The organism is Martelella endophytica (assembly GCF_000960975.1).
Classification (GTDB): domain Bacteria; phylum Pseudomonadota; class Alphaproteobacteria; order Rhizobiales; family Rhizobiaceae; genus Martelella; species Martelella endophytica.
In genome coordinates this window covers 1316834-1337355 of the sequence record NZ_CP010803.1, presented here as the reverse complement: position 1 = coordinate 1337355, position 20522 = coordinate 1316834, and the positions used below count along the sequence as shown (strand labels likewise).

The following is a 20522-nucleotide window of genomic DNA, read 5'->3' as shown; positions in this document are numbered from 1 at the left end:
GCATGGCTGTGATCACACCCGAAAGGCTGTCTCTCAACACCGCCACCACGCGGGCACAGTGGAAGCTCGATCAGGCGATCGAAGGCTGTGCCCGCCATGGCTTTGGCGGTCTGTCGCCATGGCGTGACCAGTTGCAGGCGCTTGGTGCCGAGAAGGCCGCCCGCCAGATCCGCGATGCGGGCCTTGCCGTCTCCGGACTTTGCCGTGGCGGCTGGTTCACGGAGGAGGGCGCGCTGACCGATGCCGTGCTCGCCGACAATCGCCTTGCCGTCGATGAGGCCGCGACCATCGGGGCGGCATGCCTCGTCATGGTGGTCGGTGGCCTTCCGAAGGGGAGCCGCGATATCGACGGCGCCCGTGCCATGATCGAGGACGGCCTGGCGAAGACGCTTGAATATGCCCTCACCGTCGGCGTGAAGATCGCTATCGAGCCGCTGCATCCGATGTATGCGGCCGACCGTGCGGCGGTGAACACGTTGGCGCAGGCACTTGATATCTGCGACCGACTTGGTGACGGCATCGGCGTTGCCGCCGACGTCTACCACATCTGGTGGGATCCGGCGGTGAAGGCCGAAATCGCCCGTGCCGGCAAGGAGCGGCTTTATGCCTTCCATCTCTGCGATTGGCTGGTGCCGACCACCGACATGCTGAACGACCGCGGCATGATGGGCGATGGCGTCATCGACATTCCGGGCCTTCGCGCCGCCGTGGAGGCTGAGGGCTTTTCGGGACTGAACGAGGTGGAGATCTTTTCGGCGGGGAACTGGTGGAAGCGCGATGCCGACGAGGTGATGGAAATCATCATCGAACGCGCCGCCACCTGCTGCTGACCACATTGCCTGCCGCGCAGGCAGGCGGCCCATACGGGCTCCACGGGAGGAGCATCGGGCCGGACACTGCGCTTGCGGTGACTTGACAGGTCGTCATGTGACCGTAACCTACCAGCTAGTAGTCAAGGGAGGAGACATGACTATGACATTCACGAAACTGGCCGCTTCCGCGGCGCTTTTTGCTGTATTCGCCGCCGGCGCGGCTTCTGCCGAAACCTGGCAGCCAGACCGGCCGATCAACATCATCGTGCCGTGGTCCGCTGGCGGCTCCACCGACCAGGTGACCCGTGTCGTGGCCCCGATCCTGGCCGAGGCGCTCGGCACCGAGGTGGTCGTCGTCAACCAGCCCGGCGCATCCGGCTCGATCGGCACCAAGGCGGCGATGGACGCCCCGCATGACGGCTACACCTGGACCGCGAACGCGATCGCCAACAACGCCACCTATGCGGTTTCCGGCCTGCTCGAAGACTCCAACATCGACGATTACCGGATCTATCTGCACGTCGCCAACGCGCCGCTGATATCGGTCAACGCCGACGCCCCCTACAAGGATTTCGGCGAATTGCTGGAAGCCATGAAGACCGGCGACGTCACGGTCGGCACCGCCGGCGTTACCTCGTCGGGCGGTACCGCCTATGCCACGCTCAACGATGCCGCAGGCGGCAACATGACCGCGCGCATGGTCGCCTATGACGGCGGCAATCCGGCCGTCATCGCGGCCGCTTCCGGCGAAGTCGACATGACCACGCAGCTTGCCGTCGAGCAGACGGAAATGATCAAGGCCGGACGCCTGCGTCCGCTCGCCGTGCTTTCCGACACGCCGCTCGAGATCGAAGGCATTGACCCGATCCCGCCGGTCACCGAATGGCTCGATCTCGATGTCGCACCGGATTACTTCGGCGTCTTCATCCCGAAGGGCGCGCCGCAGGAAGTCTACGACACGGTCGACCAGATCTGGGCCGACAAGGTGATGAACTCGGAAGAGCTCAAGCACTATGCCAATCAGCGCGGCGCAAGCTTCGCGCCGAGCTATGGCGACGAGGCTCGCGCCCGCGCCATTCCGGTGGCCACCAACGAGGCCTGCGCCATGAAGGCCCGTGGCGAAGCGGTGAAGGACCCGTCGGAAGTCGGTCTCACCTGCCCGGAGTAACGTCGGCCGCTTGCTCCACTCGATCTCCCCCCTTGAGGGGGAGATCTCTGGTGGAGGGGCCTGCGGAAGACGTCGAGGCCGTCTTCCAGCACCACAAAACCGGGGCGGCTTCGCTGCCGTCTCATCCAATTTCCTCGGAGGCTTCATGCTGAAAATCCGCTCCGTCGACATTGCCGTCGCGACCATCCTGCTGGCTGTCGGGATCGCGCAGCTTATTGGCGGTTACACCATGGACCGGCTGGAAGTGCGTCATATCCCGCCGGCAAGCTTCCCGGGCCTGCTGCCGATCGTGCTCGGCATCGCCATGACCATCGTCGCGAGCCTTCAGCTTGTCGGCATCCTGCGCAGCCGCGATGGTGAAGACGAGCGCCGGGCAAGCGGCTTAGTGACCCGCGAGGAGCTTTTGCGGCTTTCCGGCCTGATCGCGCTTTGTGCGCTCTATGCCATTGTGCTTGTCGGTCGCATCCATTTCTGGGTGGCCAGCAGCCTCTTCGTCGCCACCTTCATGCTCGTCTTCGAGCTCTCGCCCGGCATGCCGCGACGCGCCATGATCATCACCATCGTTCGCGCGCTGGTGATTGCGATCCTCTTCGGCGGCGCGGTGTCATACCTTTTTGAAGATCTGTTTCTGGTGCGCCTGCCATGACCCCTGTCATCGACGCGCTCTCAAGCGCCTTTGCCGAACTTACAACGCCGATGATGCTGTTCAACGTCGCCTGGGCGACGCTGCTCGGCATCTTCGTCGGCGCGCTGCCCGGCCTGACGGCGACGATGGGCGTCGCGCTTCTGACGACGCTGACCTATTCGCTTGACCGCAACACCGCGATCATGGTGCTGATCTGCATGTATGTCGGGGCAATCTATGGCGGCTCGCGCAGCGCCATCCTGCTCAATATTCCCGGCACGCCGGCGAGTGCCGCCACCGCGCTCGACGGCTTCCCGCTGGTGCGCAAGGGCAAGGGTAGCCTCGCCATGGCGATCGCCACCCTCGGTTCCATGCTCGGCACGCTGGTCGGCATCGCCATGCTGGTGATGATCGCGCCGCCGCTGGCGGAAGCCGCATTCGGCTTCGGCTCCTACGAATTCTTCTGGCTGGCGCTGTTCGGCATCATCATTTCCGGTCAGCTCACCCATTCCGGCGAACCGCTGAAGGGCTATATGGCCGGACTGATCGGCCTGTCAGTGGCGATGATCGGCTCGGAAGGCATTCACTCCTTCGTCCGCTTCAATTTCGGCGTCCAGCAGATGAATGGCGGTATCGAGCTGATCCCGGCCATGGTCGGCGCTTTCGGTTTTGCCGAGGTGCTGTTCGCGATGACGCTTCCGGCCGCGGAGATGGCCAGGGCAAAATCGGTGCCCGCGCCGTTGAAGGAGCTTTTCGGGAGCGTCTGGCGCTACAAGCGCACTGTGCTCGAATCCGGCATCATCGGCACGCTGGTCGGCATCATTCCGGGTGTCGGCGAGGATATCGGCGCCTGGGGATCCTATGCCGCCGCCAAGCGCCACTCGAAGGAGCGTGAAGAGTTCGGCAAGGGCAGCCAGGAAGGGCTGATCGCGGCCGAGACCGGCAATTCCGCCGTCGTTCCCGGCTCGCTGATCCCGACGCTGACGCTCGGCGTGCCGGGTTCGGCTTCGGCTGCGGTGCTGATTGCGGCGCTGTTCCTGCATGGCGTCCGCCCCGGCCCGATGATCATGTTCGACCAGCCGGACATGATCTATCTCATCGCCGTCATGCTGATCTTCGCGACCATCGCCATGGGTCTGTTCGGCATGGCGCTGACGCCGCTTTTCGTCAAGGTGCTGCAGGTGCCGCGCACGATCCTGATGCCGATGGTGTTCACGCTCTGCGTCATCGGCCCCTATGCGCTCTCCCAGCGGATCTTCGATATCTGGGTGATGTTCGCCTTCGGTGTCGGCGGCTATGTCCTCAGGCGTCTCAACTACCCGATGGCGCCGCTGGTGCTCGGCATCATCCTCGGCAGCCTGCTCGACAAGAGCCTCCGGCGCGGGCTGATCCTCTCCAATGGCGACATCACCGCCTTCTTCACAAGGCCGGTTTCCGCCGGCTTCGCGGTGCTGATCACACTCACCATCCTGTTCTCGATTCCGGCCGTTCGCCGGTTTGCAAGCTTCAAACGGCGGCGTGGCGATGCTAACGGGGAAGATATGAGTGCGAATTAAGGAGAGATCGGCGTGGCAAGGCGGACAGCGGTAAAGACGAAACGGGGCACGCGCGATGCGGAGGCTTCGCGCGCGGCGATCCTGCAGGCGGCGCTCGACGAGTTCTCCTCCGTCGGCTACGACGGCGCCCGCGTCGACCGCATCGCCGCCGAAGCCGGCCTGTCGAAGCCGCTGCTCTACGATTATTTCGGCGACAAGGACGAGCTCTACAAGGCCGCGCTGCGCGAAGCCTATGTGCAGATCCGCGCCGGCGAGGAAAAACTTCACCTCGACGAACTGACGCCGGAAGACGCGGTGGCGGCACTGGTGATGTTCACCATGACTCATTTCCGCACCCGGCCCTGGTTCATCACCATGCTCAACACCGAGAACCTGAGGAAGGGGTCCTCGGTCGGCAGCATTGGCGACCGCCGCGAAATCCAGTCCAAACTGCTGGTCAAACTCGCCGACGTTCTCGAACGCGGTCGCCGTGACGGGGTTTTCCTGCGCGAGGCGCGGCCCGTCGATGTCTATCTGCTGATCGCCTCGCTCTGCTATTTCCCGGTGTCCAACCGTTTTACGCTTGCAGAGGTTTTCGGTTTCGATACCTCCGAGGAAGGGCTGAATGCCCACGCCCGCCGCGCCACCGAAGCCGTCATCGGCTGGCTGAAGCAGAACGGATGAGGTGCACGGCTATGCTCATTTTCTGAGCGGCCGGATTTTCGAGCTCTGCGTTTTTTGCATAGGGGCATTGCTCTTGCCCCACTGCCTCACTCCGGATCGTCCGCGTATATGTAGGTCAACAAGAGCGAAGCAATGACCAACACAGGAGACCGGACAATGAGCATGACCCGTTCCTTCAGCAACTGGCTCAAGTACCGCGAAACGGTTACCGAACTTGGCCGCATGAGCAACCGCGAACTGCATGACCTCGGCATCGACCGTCAGGACATCCGTCGCGTCGCCCGCAAGGCCTCGTTCTAACAAAGATTTCTGATCCGGGTTTGCCCGGATCAACATGAATATCGGAGTTGCGCTCTCCTCCTCCCGGCGCCTCCGATCTCGGCCAGCGATACTCCTCCTCCCAGTCGCCGGCCGAACCGATGACGCCCACCGGATCCTCCTCCCCCGGTGGGCGTTTTCTTTTGTCTGCACACAATGCGACAAGGGCCTTTGGGGCTCGCCCTCGGCCCCTAGTGGCCGGAACGCGCTTCCCCCTGAAATTCGGAATCTGCTAATTTTCTGAATTATTCTCGATAAATCTGATGCCTCCGCGTCTCTGTTCCGCTATGTTGCCAACACAACGGACGGAGGAGGCGATTGGCAACGCGAATTGCGAAACGGCGTGCGTCAGGGCGGTTGTGATTTTTTAATTTATTTTCAGCGACTTACTTCAATTTTAGAATCTGGGTGAGATGAGAGACCGTCAAGAATACATCGAAAATGACGAAATCGACCTCGGGAAGCTGTTCTCGCTGTTCTGGCGGGGAAAATTCATCATCCTTGCCGTGACCTTGTGTTTCGCGGCTGTCGGCTTCTACTACGCGTTCTTCGTCACGAAACCGATCTACAGCGCGTCTTCCGTGGTCATGCTGAACAGTCAGGCCGAGCAGGTGATCGACCTGCCGAGCGTGATCAGCCAGCTGACAAGCGATGACACCGTCATCCAGACCGAGATCCAGGTGATGCGCTCGCGCATCCTCGCCGGCAACGTCGTCGATACCCTCGACCTGACAGCCGACCCTGAGTTCAACTCCTCTCTTCGCGAGGTCAGCCTCATTTCGAGGATGAAGGCCGCGATACTGGGCTCTATCGGAGCCCGACCGCAGTCGGATGCGCCAGTGCCCTCTGACGCGGCAACACACGACCGCGTCGTCGATTCGCTCCTGAACGCCTACAGTGTTTCCGTCGTACCCAATACCACCGCCTTCAGGATCACGGTGCTGTCCGAGGATGCCGCAAAGGCAGCCGAGATCGCCGATACGATTGCCAAGCAATATGTGCAGAGCCAGATCGATGTGAAGCGCGATGCGACAGTGCAGGCGATCAACTGGCTCACCGATCAGGTCAGCGAGCTGAAAATCAGCCTCGAGAACTCCGAAAACGCGGTCAAGAACTTCAAGACCGAAACGCCGATGATCTCGCCCGAGGTCCTGACCGGGCTCGAGCGCCAGTTGAAGTCGGTCCGCGACAGGGTTGCGGAAAACAAGCGGAACCTCGCGGAATCAACCGCCCTCCTGGAGAGGCTCGCTTCGGCCGAGGGCTATGACGGCAGGGCCGAGGCCGCAGGCGATGCCCTCCTTTCCGACCTCGCCCGCCGCGCCCCGCGCGATCCGGCGGCGGCTGCGCAGTTCGAAACGCGGTTCCAGACCATCCTTACCGACGCCCGCAGCACGGTGCAGCGCAGCCAGGAACAGCTGAATGTGCTCGAAACCTCGGAACAGGCGCTTGAAACGCGCATCAAGACCGAAAGCGACGCCTCCGTCGAGCTTGAACAGCTGACCCGCGAAGCCGAGGCCAACCGCACGCTTTACGAATATTTCCTGGCGCGGCTGAAGGAAACTTCCGCCCAGCAGGGCATTCAGCAGGCCGACAGCCGGATCATTTCCTATTCGGTGCAGCCGGTCTTTCCGGCCAAGCCGAACAAGAAGCTGATCGTGCTGCTTTCCGCCATGCTCGGCTTCGGCGCCGGCAGCGGCCTGGTTCTGCTGATGGAGATGCGCCACAAGACCTTCCGTTCATCGCAGGAGATCGAAGAGGCCACCGGACTGCCGGTGCTCGGACAGATCCCGCTGATAGCCGGCAAGGGGCGCCGCGACGTGCTGACCTTCATTCGCGACAATCCGACGTCGCCGGTCACCGAATCCGTCCGCAATCTCAGAACCTCCGTCCTGCTCGGCAATATCGACAAGCCGCCGCAGGTGCTCGTCACCACCTCGGCCATCCCCGGCGAGGGCAAGACGACGACCGGCGCGGCGCTGGCGCTCAATTTCGTCGGCATGGGCAAGAAGGTGCTGCTGATCGAGGGCGACCTCCGTCGCCTTTCGCTCGATCAGTATTTCTCGCGTCCGAAGACCCTCGCCGGCGTGATATCGGTGCTCACCGGGCGCGTAGCGCTGGAAGAGGCGGTCTGGCACAGCGAGGAACACGGCCTCGATGTCCTGTTCGGCGAGAAGTCCGAAGCCAACGCGGCCGACGTGCTTTCGTCGGAGCGAATGCGCACCCTGCTTGACGAGGCTCGCGCACGCTACGATGTCATCGTCATCGACACGCCGCCCGCCTTGATCGTGCCCGATGCCCGCGTCGTCAGCCAGTTCGTCGACATGGTGCTGTTCGTGGTGAAGTGGGATTCGACCCATCAGCAGCAGGTTGAAGAAGCGATCCGGCTGTTCGAGGACAAGGTCATCGGCGGCGTCGTGCTCAACCAGATCGACCCCAATGGCTTCAAGCGCTACGGCTACAGCTATGGCTACGGGTATGGCTATGCCGCCCATTACGATGACAAGTATTATCTGAGCAAATAGCTCGTCGTTCAGGCCTTCCGGAAATCCGGACAAAAATTAAGGGCGACCGCCTTGGCGGTCGCCCTTCTTTCGACTGTCCCGAGGGAACGCAGTTCAGTCGTCGCTCTGGCGAACCTGGTCTACCAGCTTCAGCGTACCGTCCTGCTGCACAACGTAATAGTTGTTGTATTCGGTGCCGAACTGATCATTCGCGCGGATCTGCACGGTGCTGCCGGCCGGCGACTTGGTCAGCTTGCCGGTGTCCGGAACAGCGGTCGGCTGCAGGGCAAAGGCGGCCGGGGCGGCGAGGACGGACAGCAGGGCTGCGGATGCAAGAATCTTCTTCATGGTGTTTCTTCCTTTGATGTCATTCGGGATCGGAGGCCGCGAACGGCCCCGTCCCATGATCTGTTATGATTTCGCGATTAGTCGCTCTGGCGAACCTGGTCGACGAGCTTCAGCGAGCCGTCTTCCTTCACCTGGAAAATGTTCTGGTATTCGTTACCGAACTGGTCCTTGGCGCGGATTTCGACCGCGGAGCCAACGGGCGCATTGGTGAGCTTGCCGGTATCCGGAATGGCAGACGGCTGGATCGCAAATGCGGCAGGGGCGGCCAGGACGGTTACGAGGGCTGCGGATGCAAAAATCTTGTTCATGACACTCTCTCCTTCAGAGAAATAAACTGCGCATCTGGCCGTCGTCCCGGGAGGAAGGGACAGTCATGCCAATCATGCGCGATTTCAATCCTCAGAGCTTCGGGTGCCGGCTCGTGAATGGGTCGGAGCGCTCTTTGCTCTGGTAAGACAGATATAGGTTTAATCAGATGATTAACAAGAGGAGAAAAGGGGTCTGATGCAATTTTTTTGATGACCATCAGGTCGTGCAGCGGACCCCATTAACTCCGGTTCGTCATCAGTTGCTTTCTGGCAGCTGATGGACAAATTCCAGCGAGCCGTCTTCGGCAACCTGGAAGATGTTCTGGTATTCGTTACCGAACTGGTCCTTGGCGCGGATTTCGACGGCGGAACCGACGGGAGCCTTGGTCAGCTTGCCGGTGTCCGGAATGGCGGTCGGCTGAACCGCAAAAGCGGCAGGGGCGGCCAGGACGGTTACGAGGGCTGCGGATGCGAAAATCTTGTTCATGTTAGTCTCTCCTGAAAACGTTCAGTGTTGCGTTTGATGAGCCGGGATATAAGTTTAATCACCCGACCAACAAGAGACCTTTTTGAGTACCGCTCTGTCTTCAAAACGTTGACGGCAATTGCCCTTGAAGATTCTGCGCAAACGCCTATTCGGCATGGCGATCGCCGCATTTTGGGGGCGAAATCATCCTGAAAACAGAGGCTTAAATCGCTCCTCGCAAATCGGGCCGCATTGGCAGCTGCGGCGCTGATTTTGATGGCTTATCGTCCCGGTTGTGAGCAATTTCCGTACGGAAAATTTTATTTTTTTCTCGTTTGGCGTCCGAAAAATCCCTCACAACGGCCATCATCCGATGCCCGTCAGGTCACAGTTTCGGCCGTTTCGGAGCGCTTCCTCACGACCCGCTGTGCCCCGGCGAGGTCCGCGCGCAGCGCGTGATGGACAGAAAGGAAGATGTTCATGAAACTGCGTTCACTCTTCTATACTGGTGCCCTGATATCGACGATCGGCCTTCTTGCCCTCCAGGCGAATGCCGCCGACGCCGGCGCGAAAAGTGTCGGCGACACCTGGATGGCGGCCTGCACGAGCGCGATGTCCTGCCGGCTCACCAGCGATCGCTTGCCGCCCGAGGACGGCGGCCTCGCCATCCCCGCCTTCATCCGCGACGCCAAGGCCGGGAGCCCGTTTTCCATGGTGCTGCCCTCGCCCGAGGGTTACGATTTGCTAAGCCCCGACGGCACCTACACGATCAGCGTCGATGACAAGGTCGTCGCCGCGGTCACCGTTGCCGAGCTGAAGCGTGATACCGCCGAGGGCGGCTATGTCACGGCCGATCCGTCGGTCGTTGACCCGGTGCTCGATGCCGCGAAGGCAGGCAAGACGAAGATCACCGTCGCCTATGACGGACCGGAGGTGAGCGAATTTGCCGAGGCCGATCTCAGCGGCTTCCGCCAGAGCCTCGACTGGCTGGACACCCATGACTGACGGCTGCTTGCAGACAGCCCCTATCGGCCCTACATCGCGATGACACCCTTTTCGTGATGTGGGGCCAAGGACGACATGCTGATCGATGCCGCCCGCCGGGCAATTTACGACATCCTCGACCCCAAGATGCGCGGCATCCTGTGGAAGGTCCTCGGGCTTTCGCTGCTATGCCTCATCGGCCTCTGGTTTGCGGTGCGGGCCGTTTTCCTCTGGCTCGCCTTCCCCTGGATCGAGAGCCTGTTTCCAACCATGCCGGATTGGGCCGGATGGATTTCCTTCGTGCTGCTCCTGCTCGCAGCCGTTGGGCTGGCGCTCGGCCTTGCCCTCCTGATGGCGCCCGTCTCCGCCCTCGTCGCCGGCATCTTTCTTGATGACGCGGCAGACCATATCGAGGCGCTTCACTATCCGGACGATCCGCCGGGCACGGCCATGCCGGCCCTTGCCGCCCTCCTGGCCTCGCTCAAGTTTCTCGGCGTGGTGATCATCGGCAACATCTTCGCCCTGCTGCTATTGCTCGTACCCGGCGTCAACCTGATCGCCTTCTTCCTCGTCAATGGCTATCTTCTCGGCCGGGAGTTCTTCGAATTCGCGGCCATGCGCTTCATGTCTCCTGAAGCGGCGCGGGCGATGCGGCGAAAGCGTGCGCTGACGGTGTTCCTCGGTGGCCTGGTGATTGCCGGTTTCGTGGCCATCCCGATCGTCAATCTGGCAACGCCGCTGTTCGCCACCGCATTCATGCTGCACCTGCTCAAGCGGCTGACCCCTTCCGCTCAGATTGATGCGACAAAAGAGCAGAAATACGCAACAAACATCGACTGATTACATCTTGTATCGAAGACTACTTGCCATTATCACCGAAACACAGGCGAAACGACCAGAGACGGAGAGCGGGAATGAGCCGGATTGTCTATCTGAACGGGGAATGGCTGGCTGAGGAAGAGGCGAAGGTCTCGATCTTCGATCGCGGCTATGTCTTTGCCGATGCCATCTATGAAGTGACCTGCGTTCTCGACGGCAAGCTGCTCGATTATGATGGCCACGCGGCGCGGCTGAAACGCTCCACCGGCGCGATCGGCATCAACATGCCCGTCGATGACGAGACGCTGCTTTCGCTCCACCGCGAAATTGCCGCCCGCAACGACATGACCGAGGGCCTGATCTACCTGCAGGTCTCGCGCGGCAATCCCGGCGATCGCGACTTCATGTTCGAAAAGGACATGACGCCGACCTTCTCCATGTTCACCCAGAAGAAGCAGGTCACCGAAACCAAGTCTGCGAAGAACGGCATCGCCGTGGTCACCATGGAAGACCTCCGCTGGGGCCGCTGCGATATCAAGACCGTGCAGCTTCTCTACCCGAGCCTCGCCAAGATGGAAGCCCATGACAAGGGCGCCGACGATGCCTGGCTGGTGCGCGACGGCGAGATCACCGAGCAGACGTCCGCCACCGCCTATATCGTCACCGCCGACGATGTCGTCATCACCCGGCCGCTGAGCCATGTCGTCCTGCCCGGCATCACCCGCGCCAGTGCGCTGCAGATTGCCGCGCGCAACGGCATGAAGGTGGAAGAGCGGGCCTTTACCGTCGAAGAGGCGCTTGCCGCCAAGGAAGCCTTCTATACCTCCGCCAGCAATTTCATCACGCCGGTGGTTTCCATTGACGGCAAGGCGATCGGCGATGGCAAGCCCGGCGCGCTGACGATGAAGCTGCGCGAGCTCTATATCGCTGACCGGCGCGCCAACGCCATCTGAGCGCAGGGCTTGGGCGCGGGTCGGCTTTGCTTTATAGCCGGAGCATCGACGATCCCAAGAGAAGGCCCGCACCATGGATGACGTTTCCCGAAACCCGATACCGGATGCGATCGCCGGCGATCTCCCGTTCTGGACGGAGCTTCGCCGCGATCTGCATGCCCATCCGGAACTGGGCTTCGAGGAGACACGGACCAGCGCCATTGTCGCGCAATTGCTGGAAGCCGAGGGCATCGCTGTCCATCGCGGGCTGGGTGGCACCGGCGTGGTCGGCACGCTGAAGCGCGGCGACGGAAACCGCGCCATCGGCCTTCGCGCCGATATGGACGCGCTCGCCATGCCGGAAACGGCGGAGAGACCCTACAAGAGCACGGTGCCCGGAAAGATGCATGCCTGCGGCCATGACGGACATACCGTGATGCTGCTTGCTGCCGCCCGTCATCTCGCCCGCAACGGCGGCTTTTCCGGGACGGTCCACTTCATCTTCCAGCCCGCCGAGGAAGGCCGCGGCGGCGCGAAGAAGATGGTCGAGGACGGGCTTTTCCGGCTTTTCCCGTGTGATGCGGTCTACGGCCTGCACAACATGCCGGGGCTTGCCGTTGACGAGATGGCCGTGGTCGAAGGTCCGCAGCTTGCTTCGTCCGACAGCTGGATGGTGACCTTCAGGGGCACCGGCACCCACGGCGCCAAGCCGCATCTCGGACGCGATCCGGTGACCGCCGCCGGCCATTTCATTGCGGCGCTGCAGACGATTGTCGGCCGTGTGGTCGATCCGTTACAGCCCGCCGTCGTCAGCGCCTGCTCGCTGCAGGCGGGCGATCCGAAGGCACTGAATGTCATCCCGGATCACGTGGAGATCGGCGGCACCGCGCGGGCCTATTCGCCCGAGACCCGCGACCAGCTTGAAGAGGAGATCGGACGGCTGGCGCATGGCATGGCGGCCTCCTTCGGTATCGCCGCCGAATACCGCTTCATCCGCCGCATTCCGCCGGTGGTCAACGCACCGGAACCGACGGCACAGGCGCTTGCGGCCGCGACAGGCGTGTTCGGCGAAAAGGCCCGCACAAGCTTCCCGCCCTCGACCGCCGGAGACGATTTTTCCTACCTCGGAAACGAGGTCCCGGGCTGCTATGTCTGGCTCGGCAACGGCCCCGCACGCGACGGCGCCCTGCATCACAACACCGCCTATGATTTCAACGATGACGCCATCGGCTATGGCGCGGCCTGGTGGGCGCGCGTCGTGGAAACCGAACTGCCCGGCACGGACGCCTGAGCGCCGTCAGTCAATGACGCTCAGAACCGGGCTTTTCAGAACGCTGCCGGTCTCGACATCGGCAATGCCCATGTCGGTCTGGTGCGGGCCGGCATTGCAGGCAAGCGTTGCGCCGACGAGCGCCTTGAAGGTGAGGTAGGGCGGCTGCCAATCGACGATGGCGCCGGCTGCCTCCTTCAGCCTCTCGAATTCGGCGGCGATCTCCGCAAGCGATCGGTCGCTGACCAGCCCGAGCAGCGGCAGCGCCAAGAGCGCCTCGACCTTGCCACCTGAAGCGACGGCCATGCCGCCGCCGGCCGCAATCAGCGCATTCGCTGCCAACGCCATATCCTCCGCATTGCCGCCGAACACCGTCAGATTGTGGCTGTCATGCGAGACAGTGGTGGCGATCGCCCCGCGCCAGTTACCCCAGCCGGTGAGAAACCCCATTTGCGGCACGGCCGGCGCGTGGCCGTGGCGGTGCACCACGCTGATCAGCGTGGTCCCGGCAGGCGGCACGACGAAACCGTCCTGAACGTCGGCGACGGTCTTTCCCCAGCGGGTGAAGCGTGGCTGGTCGATCGTGGCCACCTCGACCTTGCGGCCTTCGGCTCTCACCCGGAAGTCCTCGGCGGAGAGCGGCTTCACCTTCATCGTGTTCTTCAGCGCGCCCGAAGGATGCGCCGGAAGAGCGACGGTCATGCCGCCGTCGGCCGCAACGATCGCGCCATCGACGATCACCCGGCGCGTTGCAAACTGCGCCAGATCCTCGAAAACCACCAGGTTGGCGCGCCGACCGGCGGCAACGAGGCCGAGATCGGGGCGTTCGAGCCGCATGGCCGCGTTCAGCGTTGCCGCCTGCAGCACCTGCACCGGCGGCACACCGAGCCCGACCAGCGCCCGAACCAGCGCGTCAAGCCCGCCCTTTTCATCCAGATCATCCGGGAAAACGTCGTCGGTGCAAAGCGTCAGCGTCTGCGGCCAGATCGGAAGCGCCTTCAGAGCCCGGACGAATTCCGCGAAGAGATAGGGATGAGAGCCGCGCAGTTCGACCGTCAGCCCGGCGCGCAGCTTCTCGATGAGATCGTCTCCCGACGTCAGTTCGTGATCGGAGGATACGCCGGCGGCCATGAAGGCCTGCAGCCGTTCGCCCGAAAGGCCGCGGGCATGGCCGAACACCGGCTTGCCGGCGGCAAGCCCGGCCTGGACGATGCCGCTCATGCGTTCGTCGCCGGCGATCACGCCTTCCATGTTCATCACTTCGCCGATGCCGCCGATTTCGGATGCTGCGAGCATGTCCTGAACGGCGACCGGGCCAAAGTCCGCGCCGGCCCGCTCGAGGCCGGGGGCCGAGGGCACGCAGGACGGCGCCAGCACGATGGCTTCAAGCGGCAGGTCGCGCGTGGCGGCAACCGCCCAGTCCACAGCGCCGCGGCCTGCCACATTGGCGAATTCGTGCGGATCCCAGACGACCGTGGTCACACCGCGCTTCAGCACCGCACCGGCATAGGTCGCCGGCGTTACCATTGAGCTCTCGACATGCATGTGCATGTCGATCAGGCCCGGTGCCACGAAGGCACCGGAGGCATCGACCATTCTGGCGGCATCCCGGCGGCTGCCGGGCGCCAGGACTGCGGCAATCAACGGCCCGACAAGACCGATATCGGCCTTGCGCAACTCGCCCGTCACCACATCGACCAGAGTGCCTCCCGCAATCAGCATGTCGAACGGCTCATCCCCCCGCGCAGCGGCGACGGCGCGGGCGCGAAGATCCGGATCGTTAAGAGACGCGGTCATCGGGCAGCCTCGCTGGCAAGTGCGATCATGATCAGGTCATGAGCGGTATCGGCGTCGACATCGCTGATGATGCGGGCATTGAACTTAGCCTTGTGCGGCCGCGTCTCGACCACTGTGCGGCCGCGCGTCAGCGTGCCGGCTGTCTCGATGTCGATGCGCACCGGCTGAAGGCTGACGAGGGTCGGATGGCAGAAGGCAATTGCAGCCGCCGGATCGAAGAAAGGCATTTCGCTGGCACCACGCTTCAGCGCGATCGACAGGAAGCCCTCGGTCAGATCGGCAAGCAGAGCCGCATTGCGGCCGGCCCTTAGCCGGAGTGTTCGGATGTCATCGGCCCTGAGCCTCACCTTGCGGCAGAAGTCGAGGTCAGCCATGGTCAGCGGCACGGCTCGGGAGAGAACGATCGCCGCCGCCTCCGGATCGGCAAGCGCGTTGAACTCGGCGGACGCCGTGTGGTTGCCGAGCGAAACGCCGCCACCCATCCAGACGATCTCGGTGATGTTTTTCGCAAGGTCCGGGCGGGCAAGGCAGAGGATCGCGATATTGGTGAGCGGCCCAAGCGCAAGGATCCGTTTTTCGCCAGCGCCATCACCGAGCCATCCACACAGAGCTTCAAGCGCCGGGGCGGTCGGCGGCAGGCCCGCTTCGGGAAGCGAGAGCCCCGCCGTCGGCATGCCAGCCTCGCTGAGGATGGATGAGGCCGTCTCCGTCGTACCGATCACGGCGCGGTCGGCGCCGGAGTGGATCGGCATCGACCAGCAAAAGGCCTTTGCCGCACCGGCGGCATTGCGCTCCACCTGCGCCAGGACGGCGTTGCCGAAGACCAGCGACATGCCGTCAATCTCGAACCCGGCCGCCGCAACGGTGAGAATGGCCGCGATATCATCGAAGCCCATGTCGGTGTCGATCCAGATACCCATGCCCGTCACCTATCGCCTCAGCACGACGGCGTCTTCAACGCGCAGGTCGAAGGCGAGCCTTGTGTCGAGCGGATGGGCCGGCAGATTGGCGTCAACATTGACCTTGATGCGGCCGATCGCGCTTTCGAGAACATATTCGCGCATCTGGCCGACAAAGGCGGCACCGATGACGGTGCCCTCGAAAGCGCCTTCGCCAAGCCACACGGCCTCAGGCCGCCAGGCAAGCCCGGTTGCGCCTTCCGGCAGCGGAGAGGCAAGGGTGAAGGCCTCTCCCTTGCCCTTCAACTCGCCGCCTTCGATGGCGAAGATGTTTTCGAAGCCGACAAAATCGGCGACGAAGGCGGAAACCGGACGATTGTAGATATCCTCCGGCGTGCCAAGCTGTTCGATCTCGCCATCGCGCATGACGACGATGCGATCGGCGAGCGACAGGGCTTCCGACTGGTCGTGGGTGACGAAGATCATCGTCAGCCCGCTTTCCTTCTGAACCCGCTGCAGCTCGGTGCGCATCTCGAGGCGCAGACGGGCATCGAGATTGGAAAGCGGCTCGTCGAGCAGCAGGATCTTCGGATCCATCACCAGCGAGCGGGCAAGTGCCACGCGCTGCTGCTGACCGCCGGAAAGATCGGCGGGACGGCGGTCGCCATATTGGGCAAGACCGACCGATGCGAGCCCCTCATTGACCTTTGACGACAGGGCGTCGCCGCGCATGCCCTTCAGCCGCAGTCCGAAGGCGACGTTCTCGAACACCGAGAGATGCGGGAACAGCGCATAGGACTGGAACATCAGCCCGACCTGCCGCTTGTTCGGCGGTACGCGGGTGACATCCTTGCCATCGAGCACGATCTTTCCGGCAGACGGCGTCAGCAGGCCGGCGACGGCGCGCATGGTGGTGGTCTTGCCGCAGCCCGAGGGGCCGAGCAGCGCGATCAGCTCGCCCTTTCTGACGCCAAGATTGAGCTGGTCGACGACCGTGGTACGACCATAGGAGAGCGAGAGGTTATCGAGGACGAGGAAATCAGACATAGCGGGTAAAGCCCAGGAAGCGTTCGGCGATGAAGACAATGCCGATCGACAGGAAAGCGAGAAGTGCCGCGAGCGCCGCGACGGAAGGATCGTAGGTGGTCTCCATGTAGCCGATCATGTCGATGGGCAGCGTTCTGACACCCGGCCCCGACAGAAACAGCGACACCGGCACCTGATTGAAACTGGTGACGAAGCCAAGAATGAAGGCCGACAGCACGCCGCCGCGGATATTCGGCAGGATCACGCGGAAGAAGGCGCCCGACCGGCTTGCGCCGAGCAGCACGGCCGCTTCTTCGATATCCGAGCGCAGATTGTTGAGGCTCGCCGAGACGACACGGACCGCATAGGGCAGGATCAGCGCCGTATGGGCGGCAAACAGCGCCAGCGTGATCGACAGCGACAGCGGCACGACGAAATAGCGCAGTAGCGCCAGGCCGACGATGATGCCCGGTACGATGATCGGCGAGGACACGATGAGCCGCACCGTCTCCGAGCCCGGCACCTTGTAGCGCGACATGGCATAGGAGGCCGGAATGCCGAGGATCAGCGCCGCTAGCGTGCCGAAGATCGCGAGGAACATCGACATCGCGAAGCTTGCTCGGAAGCTTTCGATGCTGAAGACCTTGATGACCCATTTCAGCGACAGTCCGGGCGGCGGGAAGGCAAGATTGTTGCCTGACGAAAGCCCCGCCATGACGATGACGATGAAGGGACCGATGAGGAAGATCAGCGTGAGCGCCAGCGGCAGGAAGGTGAGGACGCGGGTTTTCATTTGCCACCTCGCGCGGATGCGATCTTCTTCAGCAGGAAATTGGCGGAAAAGGCCATGGCCATCAGGATGAAGGCGATGACGCTTGCAGAGACGAGGTCGTTTGCGACCGTCACCCGCTGGTAAAGCAGGGTCTCGAGCATCAGAACCTTGGAACCGCCGAGGATGGCGGGGGTGATGTAAGCGGTCATCGAGCCGGTGAACACCAGCGTGCCGCCGATGATCAGGCCTTCGCGCGTCAGCGGCAGGATCACCTTCCAGAATACCTGGAACCAGTTGGCGCCGAGCACGCGGGCGGCCGTCACGGCATCGCGCGGCATGTTCTCCAGCGCGGAGATCAGAGCAATGATCATCAGCGGCAGGAACAGCTGCAACAGGCCGATGGTCACGGCCGTCTCGGTGAACAGAAAGCGGAACGGTTCGTCCGTCAGGCCGATCGCGACCAGCGCCTCGTTGATGATGCCGGTGCGGCCAAGCAGCACAATCCACGCATAGGTGCGCGCCACCGGCGAGATCATCAGCGGCAGAACGATGAGGCCGATGATCCGGCCCTTGCTGCGCGGCGGCAGGCTGACCGTGGCATAGGCGGCGGCATAGCCGATGATCGCGGCAATCAGGGTCACCAGCGCGGCGAGCTTCAGCGTGCGCAGGAACACGGTGCGGTTCAGCGGTTTGGCAAAGAAATCGACATAGGCCGAAAGCGTCCATTGGCCGTCGATATGAATGCCCTGAGCGAGCAGCACGACCACCGGCAGCAGGAACACCAGCCCCGCAAACAGGGCCGCCGGCAGCACCAGCGCCATGGCCTCGACGCGGCTTTGAAACATTGAGTTTGCTTTCTGTTGTTCAGGCCGCGGCGACCGAAGCCGCCGCAGGTCTTTGGGTTTGAAGTTCAGGCGGTCAGAAGGCTACCGCCCGAACCACTCTTTTTGCCGCAAAGCCCCCAATCAATCTCCCCCCTTGAGGGGGAGATTGAAGGAGCCCGCCTGCCGGCCCTGATTACTGCCCGACCTTCTCGTTCCACTGCTCGAGCCAGGCATCACGCTTGTCGAGCATCACATCGGAGGGGATCAGGCTGAGGCTGTCGGCGGTTTCCGCGCCATAGGTGAGGTTGTTGGCGACCTCGTCGGAGACGACGACATCCTTGTTGGCGGGGCTGTCCACCAGTGCCTCTGCGAGCTTGGTCTGAACATCGGTCGAGAGCCAGAAATCCATGAACTGCATGGCCAGTTCCTGGTTCTCGCTGCCCTTGGTCAGCACCATGACATTGAGGCCGCCGGTCTGGCCTTCCTTCGGCGTCGCCCACTCGACCGGGAAGCCCATGTCGGTGAAGCCGGCCCAGGCGAAGCGGCCGATCGGCGCGGCCCAGATTTCTTCCTGCTGCATCAGCTGGGTCAGCTGCGAGGAGCGGACGTAGAAGGTGACGAAGTCGTCGCGGTGTTCGGCAACGGCATCGATCGGCGTCGTCAGGTCGGCGCCGTCATCACCGAGCGCCTTGCCAAGCATGTAGAGAGCCGGTGGGCCCTGATTGGTGGTGACGTTCGGGAAGGCGACGCGGCCGGCAAGCTCCGGCTTCAGGAGGTCGGCCCAGGACTCGATCGTGACCTTGTCCGGACGATAGGCGATCGACGTGGCGTAGAAGGTGTAGCCGACGCTCTTGCCGTCCTTGTTCGGGTCCTTGGCGATGTCGTAAAGCTTGTCGTAGTTCGTAAGCTTGGAGAAATCGATGTCGTCGATCAGGTCCTGGCGCGAGGCCTGCAGCGCATCCGCCATCGACATCACGGCCATGGCGATGACCGGGCTTGCCTTGTTGGCTTCCATCTTGGCGAGGCGCTCGACGCTGTTGCCGGTCTCGACCACGATGTCGCAGCCGCAGATTTCCTTGAAGGGATCGTAGACGATCTCCTTGAACTCGTCCTGCGCGAAGGCATAGACGGAAATCGTCAGCGTCTTGTCGGCTGCCGACGCGGCGCCGGCGGAAAGTGCAAACGTGGCGAGAGCCACCGATGAGAGAAGGGTCTTCACGGTTTCAGTTCTCCTGCTGGGGGTGGGGCAAGCGGGGTTTGGCCCCCGCTTCTTCATGGACCGGTCCGGTGGACCGGCGGATGACAAGGGTCATGGGCACCCTGTCGGGATCTGCCCTGACGGTTTCGGCACCATCGCCGGACTTCGCCTCGATGGCCCGCTTCAGAGCCGAAATCGCGATTTCCGCGACCTTCGGCATATCCATGCGCACCGTCGTCAGCGCCGGAATGACGCTGCTGGCGAAGACGAGATCGTCGAAGCCGGTTACGGACGCCATGGATGGCACCGCAATGCCGGCACTCTGCAGCGCCGTCAGAACCCGGAGCGCCTGCAGATCGGAAACGGTAACGAAGGCGGTGAAGCCCTCGCTATACCAGCGCACCGGATCGAGCGCGCCGATCGGCTGGTCGCCGGGCAGGCTGTCGAGCCAGACACGCTCGACCTCGGTGCCCTGAAGCGCCGCACGCACGCCGCCAAGACGATCTGTCTGGACGATGGAATCGCGGTGATTGCCGATCAGCAGTACCTTACGATGGCCAAGCGATCGCAGATGCTCGCCGAGAAGAAAGCCGCCGCACCAGTGATCCGCCGAAACCGTGTTGCCGGGGGTCGAGGGGGAATCGATCATTGCCACCGGGCAGCCGACATCCGCCACCCGCGAGCCACGGCGGGGCACCACGATCATGCCGTCGACGCCATGGTCGCGCAGATGCTGGATCGCCTCCGTCTGGGCCTGGATGCTGCCGCGCGAATCCGCGATCAGCACGCCGAGCCCGGCATCGGTCGCCGCATTCTCGATGGCCTGCGCGATCTGCGGAAACAACGGATTGCCGATATCGGGCAGGACCAGACCGATGACGCCGGAAAGCCCGGTTCTGAGCGCGCGCGCCGAAACGCTCGGCACATAGCCAAGTTCCTCGGCCACCTGGCGGATCCGTTCGGCAAGCTCTGCCGACACCCGCCCCTTGCCGGAGAGCGCGTTGGAGACCGTGGCGGCGGAAATATCCAGCCGGTCAGCAATTTCCGTCAGTTTTGGCGGGCGCTGCTTCATCAAGGGGCCTGATTAATCGTTTAAGCAACCCTGCAGAATTTCTGTCCGCTTGTCGAGTCCCGCCGCTTAACAATGCCCGCAAAACTGTGCGCGGGATGCTCTTTTGCAACGGTGCGCGGCCCAGACGGCATCTCCGAATGGAAATCGGCGACATTGTTGCACCT

Annotated in this window: 21 protein-coding genes; 11 read left to right on the top strand and 10 right to left on the bottom strand. The window is 62.9% G+C overall.

The features are described from left to right. The first annotated feature begins 11 nt into the window (after positions 1–11). From TM49_RS06120 to TM49_RS06095, 7 genes are all read left to right on the top strand, one after another. Positions 12–830 (top strand): sugar phosphate isomerase/epimerase family protein, encoded by an 819-nt coding sequence (locus TM49_RS06120; RefSeq protein WP_169749073.1) that lies wholly within the window; start codon positions 12–14, stop codon positions 828–830. Between the two features lie 142 nt (positions 831–972). Continuing rightward, complete coding sequence (locus TM49_RS06115) at positions 973–1980, top strand: tripartite tricarboxylate transporter substrate binding protein (RefSeq protein ID WP_045679981.1); 1008 nt, start codon at positions 973–975, stop codon at positions 1978–1980. Between the two features lie 145 nt (positions 1981–2125). Continuing rightward, positions 2126–2626: a tripartite tricarboxylate transporter TctB family protein gene (locus TM49_RS06110; RefSeq protein WP_045679980.1), complete on the top strand. Its 501-nt coding sequence runs from the start codon at positions 2126–2128 to the stop codon at positions 2624–2626. After that, positions 2623–4161 carry a tripartite tricarboxylate transporter permease gene (locus TM49_RS06105; protein ID WP_045679979.1) on the top strand — a complete coding sequence of 513 codons (1539 nt, stop codon included), beginning with the start codon at positions 2623–2625 and terminating at the stop codon, positions 4159–4161. The genes TM49_RS06110 and TM49_RS06105 overlap by 4 nt, the downstream gene beginning before the upstream one ends. A gap of 12 nt (positions 4162–4173) precedes the next feature. Next, positions 4174–4824 (top strand): TetR/AcrR family transcriptional regulator, encoded by a 651-nt coding sequence (locus TM49_RS06100; protein WP_045679978.1) that lies wholly within the window; start codon positions 4174–4176, stop codon positions 4822–4824. 156 nt (positions 4825–4980) lie between these two features. Continuing rightward, complete coding sequence (locus TM49_RS22930) at positions 4981–5124, top strand: DUF1127 domain-containing protein (protein WP_082074633.1); 144 nt, start codon at positions 4981–4983, stop codon at positions 5122–5124. Between the two features lie 431 nt (positions 5125–5555). Then, a complete protein-coding gene (locus tag TM49_RS06095; protein WP_045679977.1) occupies positions 5556–7664 on the top strand; it encodes a GumC family protein in 2109 nt (702 codons plus the stop codon). 93 nt (positions 7665–7757) lie between these two features. Here TM49_RS06095 and TM49_RS06090 read toward each other — a convergent pair whose 3' ends face one another. The 3 genes from TM49_RS06090 to TM49_RS06080 form a co-directional block, all read right to left on the bottom strand. Further along, positions 7758–7991: a hypothetical protein gene (locus TM49_RS06090; protein WP_045679976.1), complete on the bottom strand. Its 234-nt coding sequence runs from the start codon at positions 7989–7991 to the stop codon at positions 7758–7760. Between the two features lie 77 nt (positions 7992–8068). Continuing rightward, entirely contained in the window at positions 8069–8299 is a 231-nt protein-coding gene (locus TM49_RS06085) for a hypothetical protein (RefSeq protein ID WP_045679975.1), read from the bottom strand. A gap of 256 nt (positions 8300–8555) precedes the next feature. Continuing rightward, positions 8556–8786 (bottom strand): hypothetical protein, encoded by a 231-nt coding sequence (locus TM49_RS06080; protein ID WP_045679974.1) that lies wholly within the window; start codon positions 8784–8786, stop codon positions 8556–8558. A 459-nt stretch (positions 8787–9245) separates the two neighbouring features. On the opposite strand from TM49_RS06080, the gene TM49_RS06075 reads away from it, so the two are divergent. The 4 genes from TM49_RS06075 (at position 9246) to TM49_RS06060 (ending at position 12791) form a co-directional block, all read left to right on the top strand. Further along, a complete protein-coding gene (locus TM49_RS06075) occupies positions 9246–9770 on the top strand; it encodes a hypothetical protein (protein ID WP_045679973.1) in 525 nt (174 codons plus the stop codon). A gap of 75 nt (positions 9771–9845) precedes the next feature. Beyond that, complete coding sequence (locus tag TM49_RS06070; RefSeq protein WP_045679972.1) at positions 9846–10589, top strand: sulfate transporter family protein; 744 nt, start codon at positions 9846–9848, stop codon at positions 10587–10589. Between the two features lie 74 nt (positions 10590–10663). After that, positions 10664–11521 carry a D-amino-acid transaminase gene (locus TM49_RS06065; protein ID WP_045679971.1) on the top strand — a complete coding sequence of 286 codons (858 nt, stop codon included), beginning with the start codon at positions 10664–10666 and terminating at the stop codon, positions 11519–11521. A gap of 73 nt (positions 11522–11594) precedes the next feature. Continuing rightward, positions 11595–12791, top strand: a complete 1197-nt coding sequence (locus TM49_RS06060) for a M20 aminoacylase family protein (RefSeq protein WP_045679970.1) — start codon at positions 11595–11597, stop codon at positions 12789–12791. A 6-nt stretch (positions 12792–12797) separates the two neighbouring features. On the opposite strand, the gene TM49_RS06055 is transcribed toward TM49_RS06060, so the two are convergent. From TM49_RS06055 to TM49_RS06025, 7 genes are all read right to left on the bottom strand, one after another. After that, positions 12798–14567 carry an adenine deaminase gene (locus TM49_RS06055; protein ID WP_045679969.1) on the bottom strand — a complete coding sequence of 590 codons (1770 nt, stop codon included), beginning with the start codon at positions 14565–14567 and terminating at the stop codon, positions 12798–12800. Then, on the bottom strand, positions 14564–15487 hold the full coding sequence (locus tag TM49_RS06050) for a nucleoside hydrolase (protein ID WP_045684850.1): 924 nt from the start codon (positions 15485–15487) through the stop codon (positions 14564–14566). The genes TM49_RS06055 and TM49_RS06050 overlap by 4 nt, the downstream gene beginning before the upstream one ends. A 9-nt stretch (positions 15488–15496) precedes the next feature. Then, positions 15497–16513, bottom strand: coding sequence for an ABC transporter ATP-binding protein (locus TM49_RS06045; RefSeq protein WP_045679968.1), 1017 nt, complete (start codon positions 16511–16513; stop codon positions 15497–15499). Then, a complete protein-coding gene (locus tag TM49_RS06040) occupies positions 16506–17285 on the bottom strand; it encodes an ABC transporter permease (protein WP_045679967.1) in 780 nt (259 codons plus the stop codon). Before TM49_RS06040 ends, TM49_RS06045 begins: the two co-directional genes overlap by 8 nt. Further along, positions 17282–18109, bottom strand: a complete 828-nt coding sequence (locus TM49_RS06035) for an ABC transporter permease (RefSeq protein WP_045679966.1) — start codon at positions 18107–18109, stop codon at positions 17282–17284. The genes TM49_RS06040 and TM49_RS06035 overlap by 4 nt, the downstream gene beginning before the upstream one ends. A gap of 172 nt (positions 18110–18281) precedes the next feature. Beyond that, complete coding sequence (locus tag TM49_RS06030) at positions 18282–19364, bottom strand: ABC transporter substrate-binding protein (protein ID WP_045679965.1); 1083 nt, start codon at positions 19362–19364, stop codon at positions 18282–18284. Continuing rightward, complete coding sequence (locus TM49_RS06025) at positions 19312–20358, bottom strand: LacI family DNA-binding transcriptional regulator (protein ID WP_045684848.1); 1047 nt, start codon at positions 20356–20358, stop codon at positions 19312–19314. Before TM49_RS06025 ends, TM49_RS06030 begins: the two co-directional genes overlap by 53 nt. Between the last annotated feature and the right edge of the window lie 164 nt (positions 20359–20522).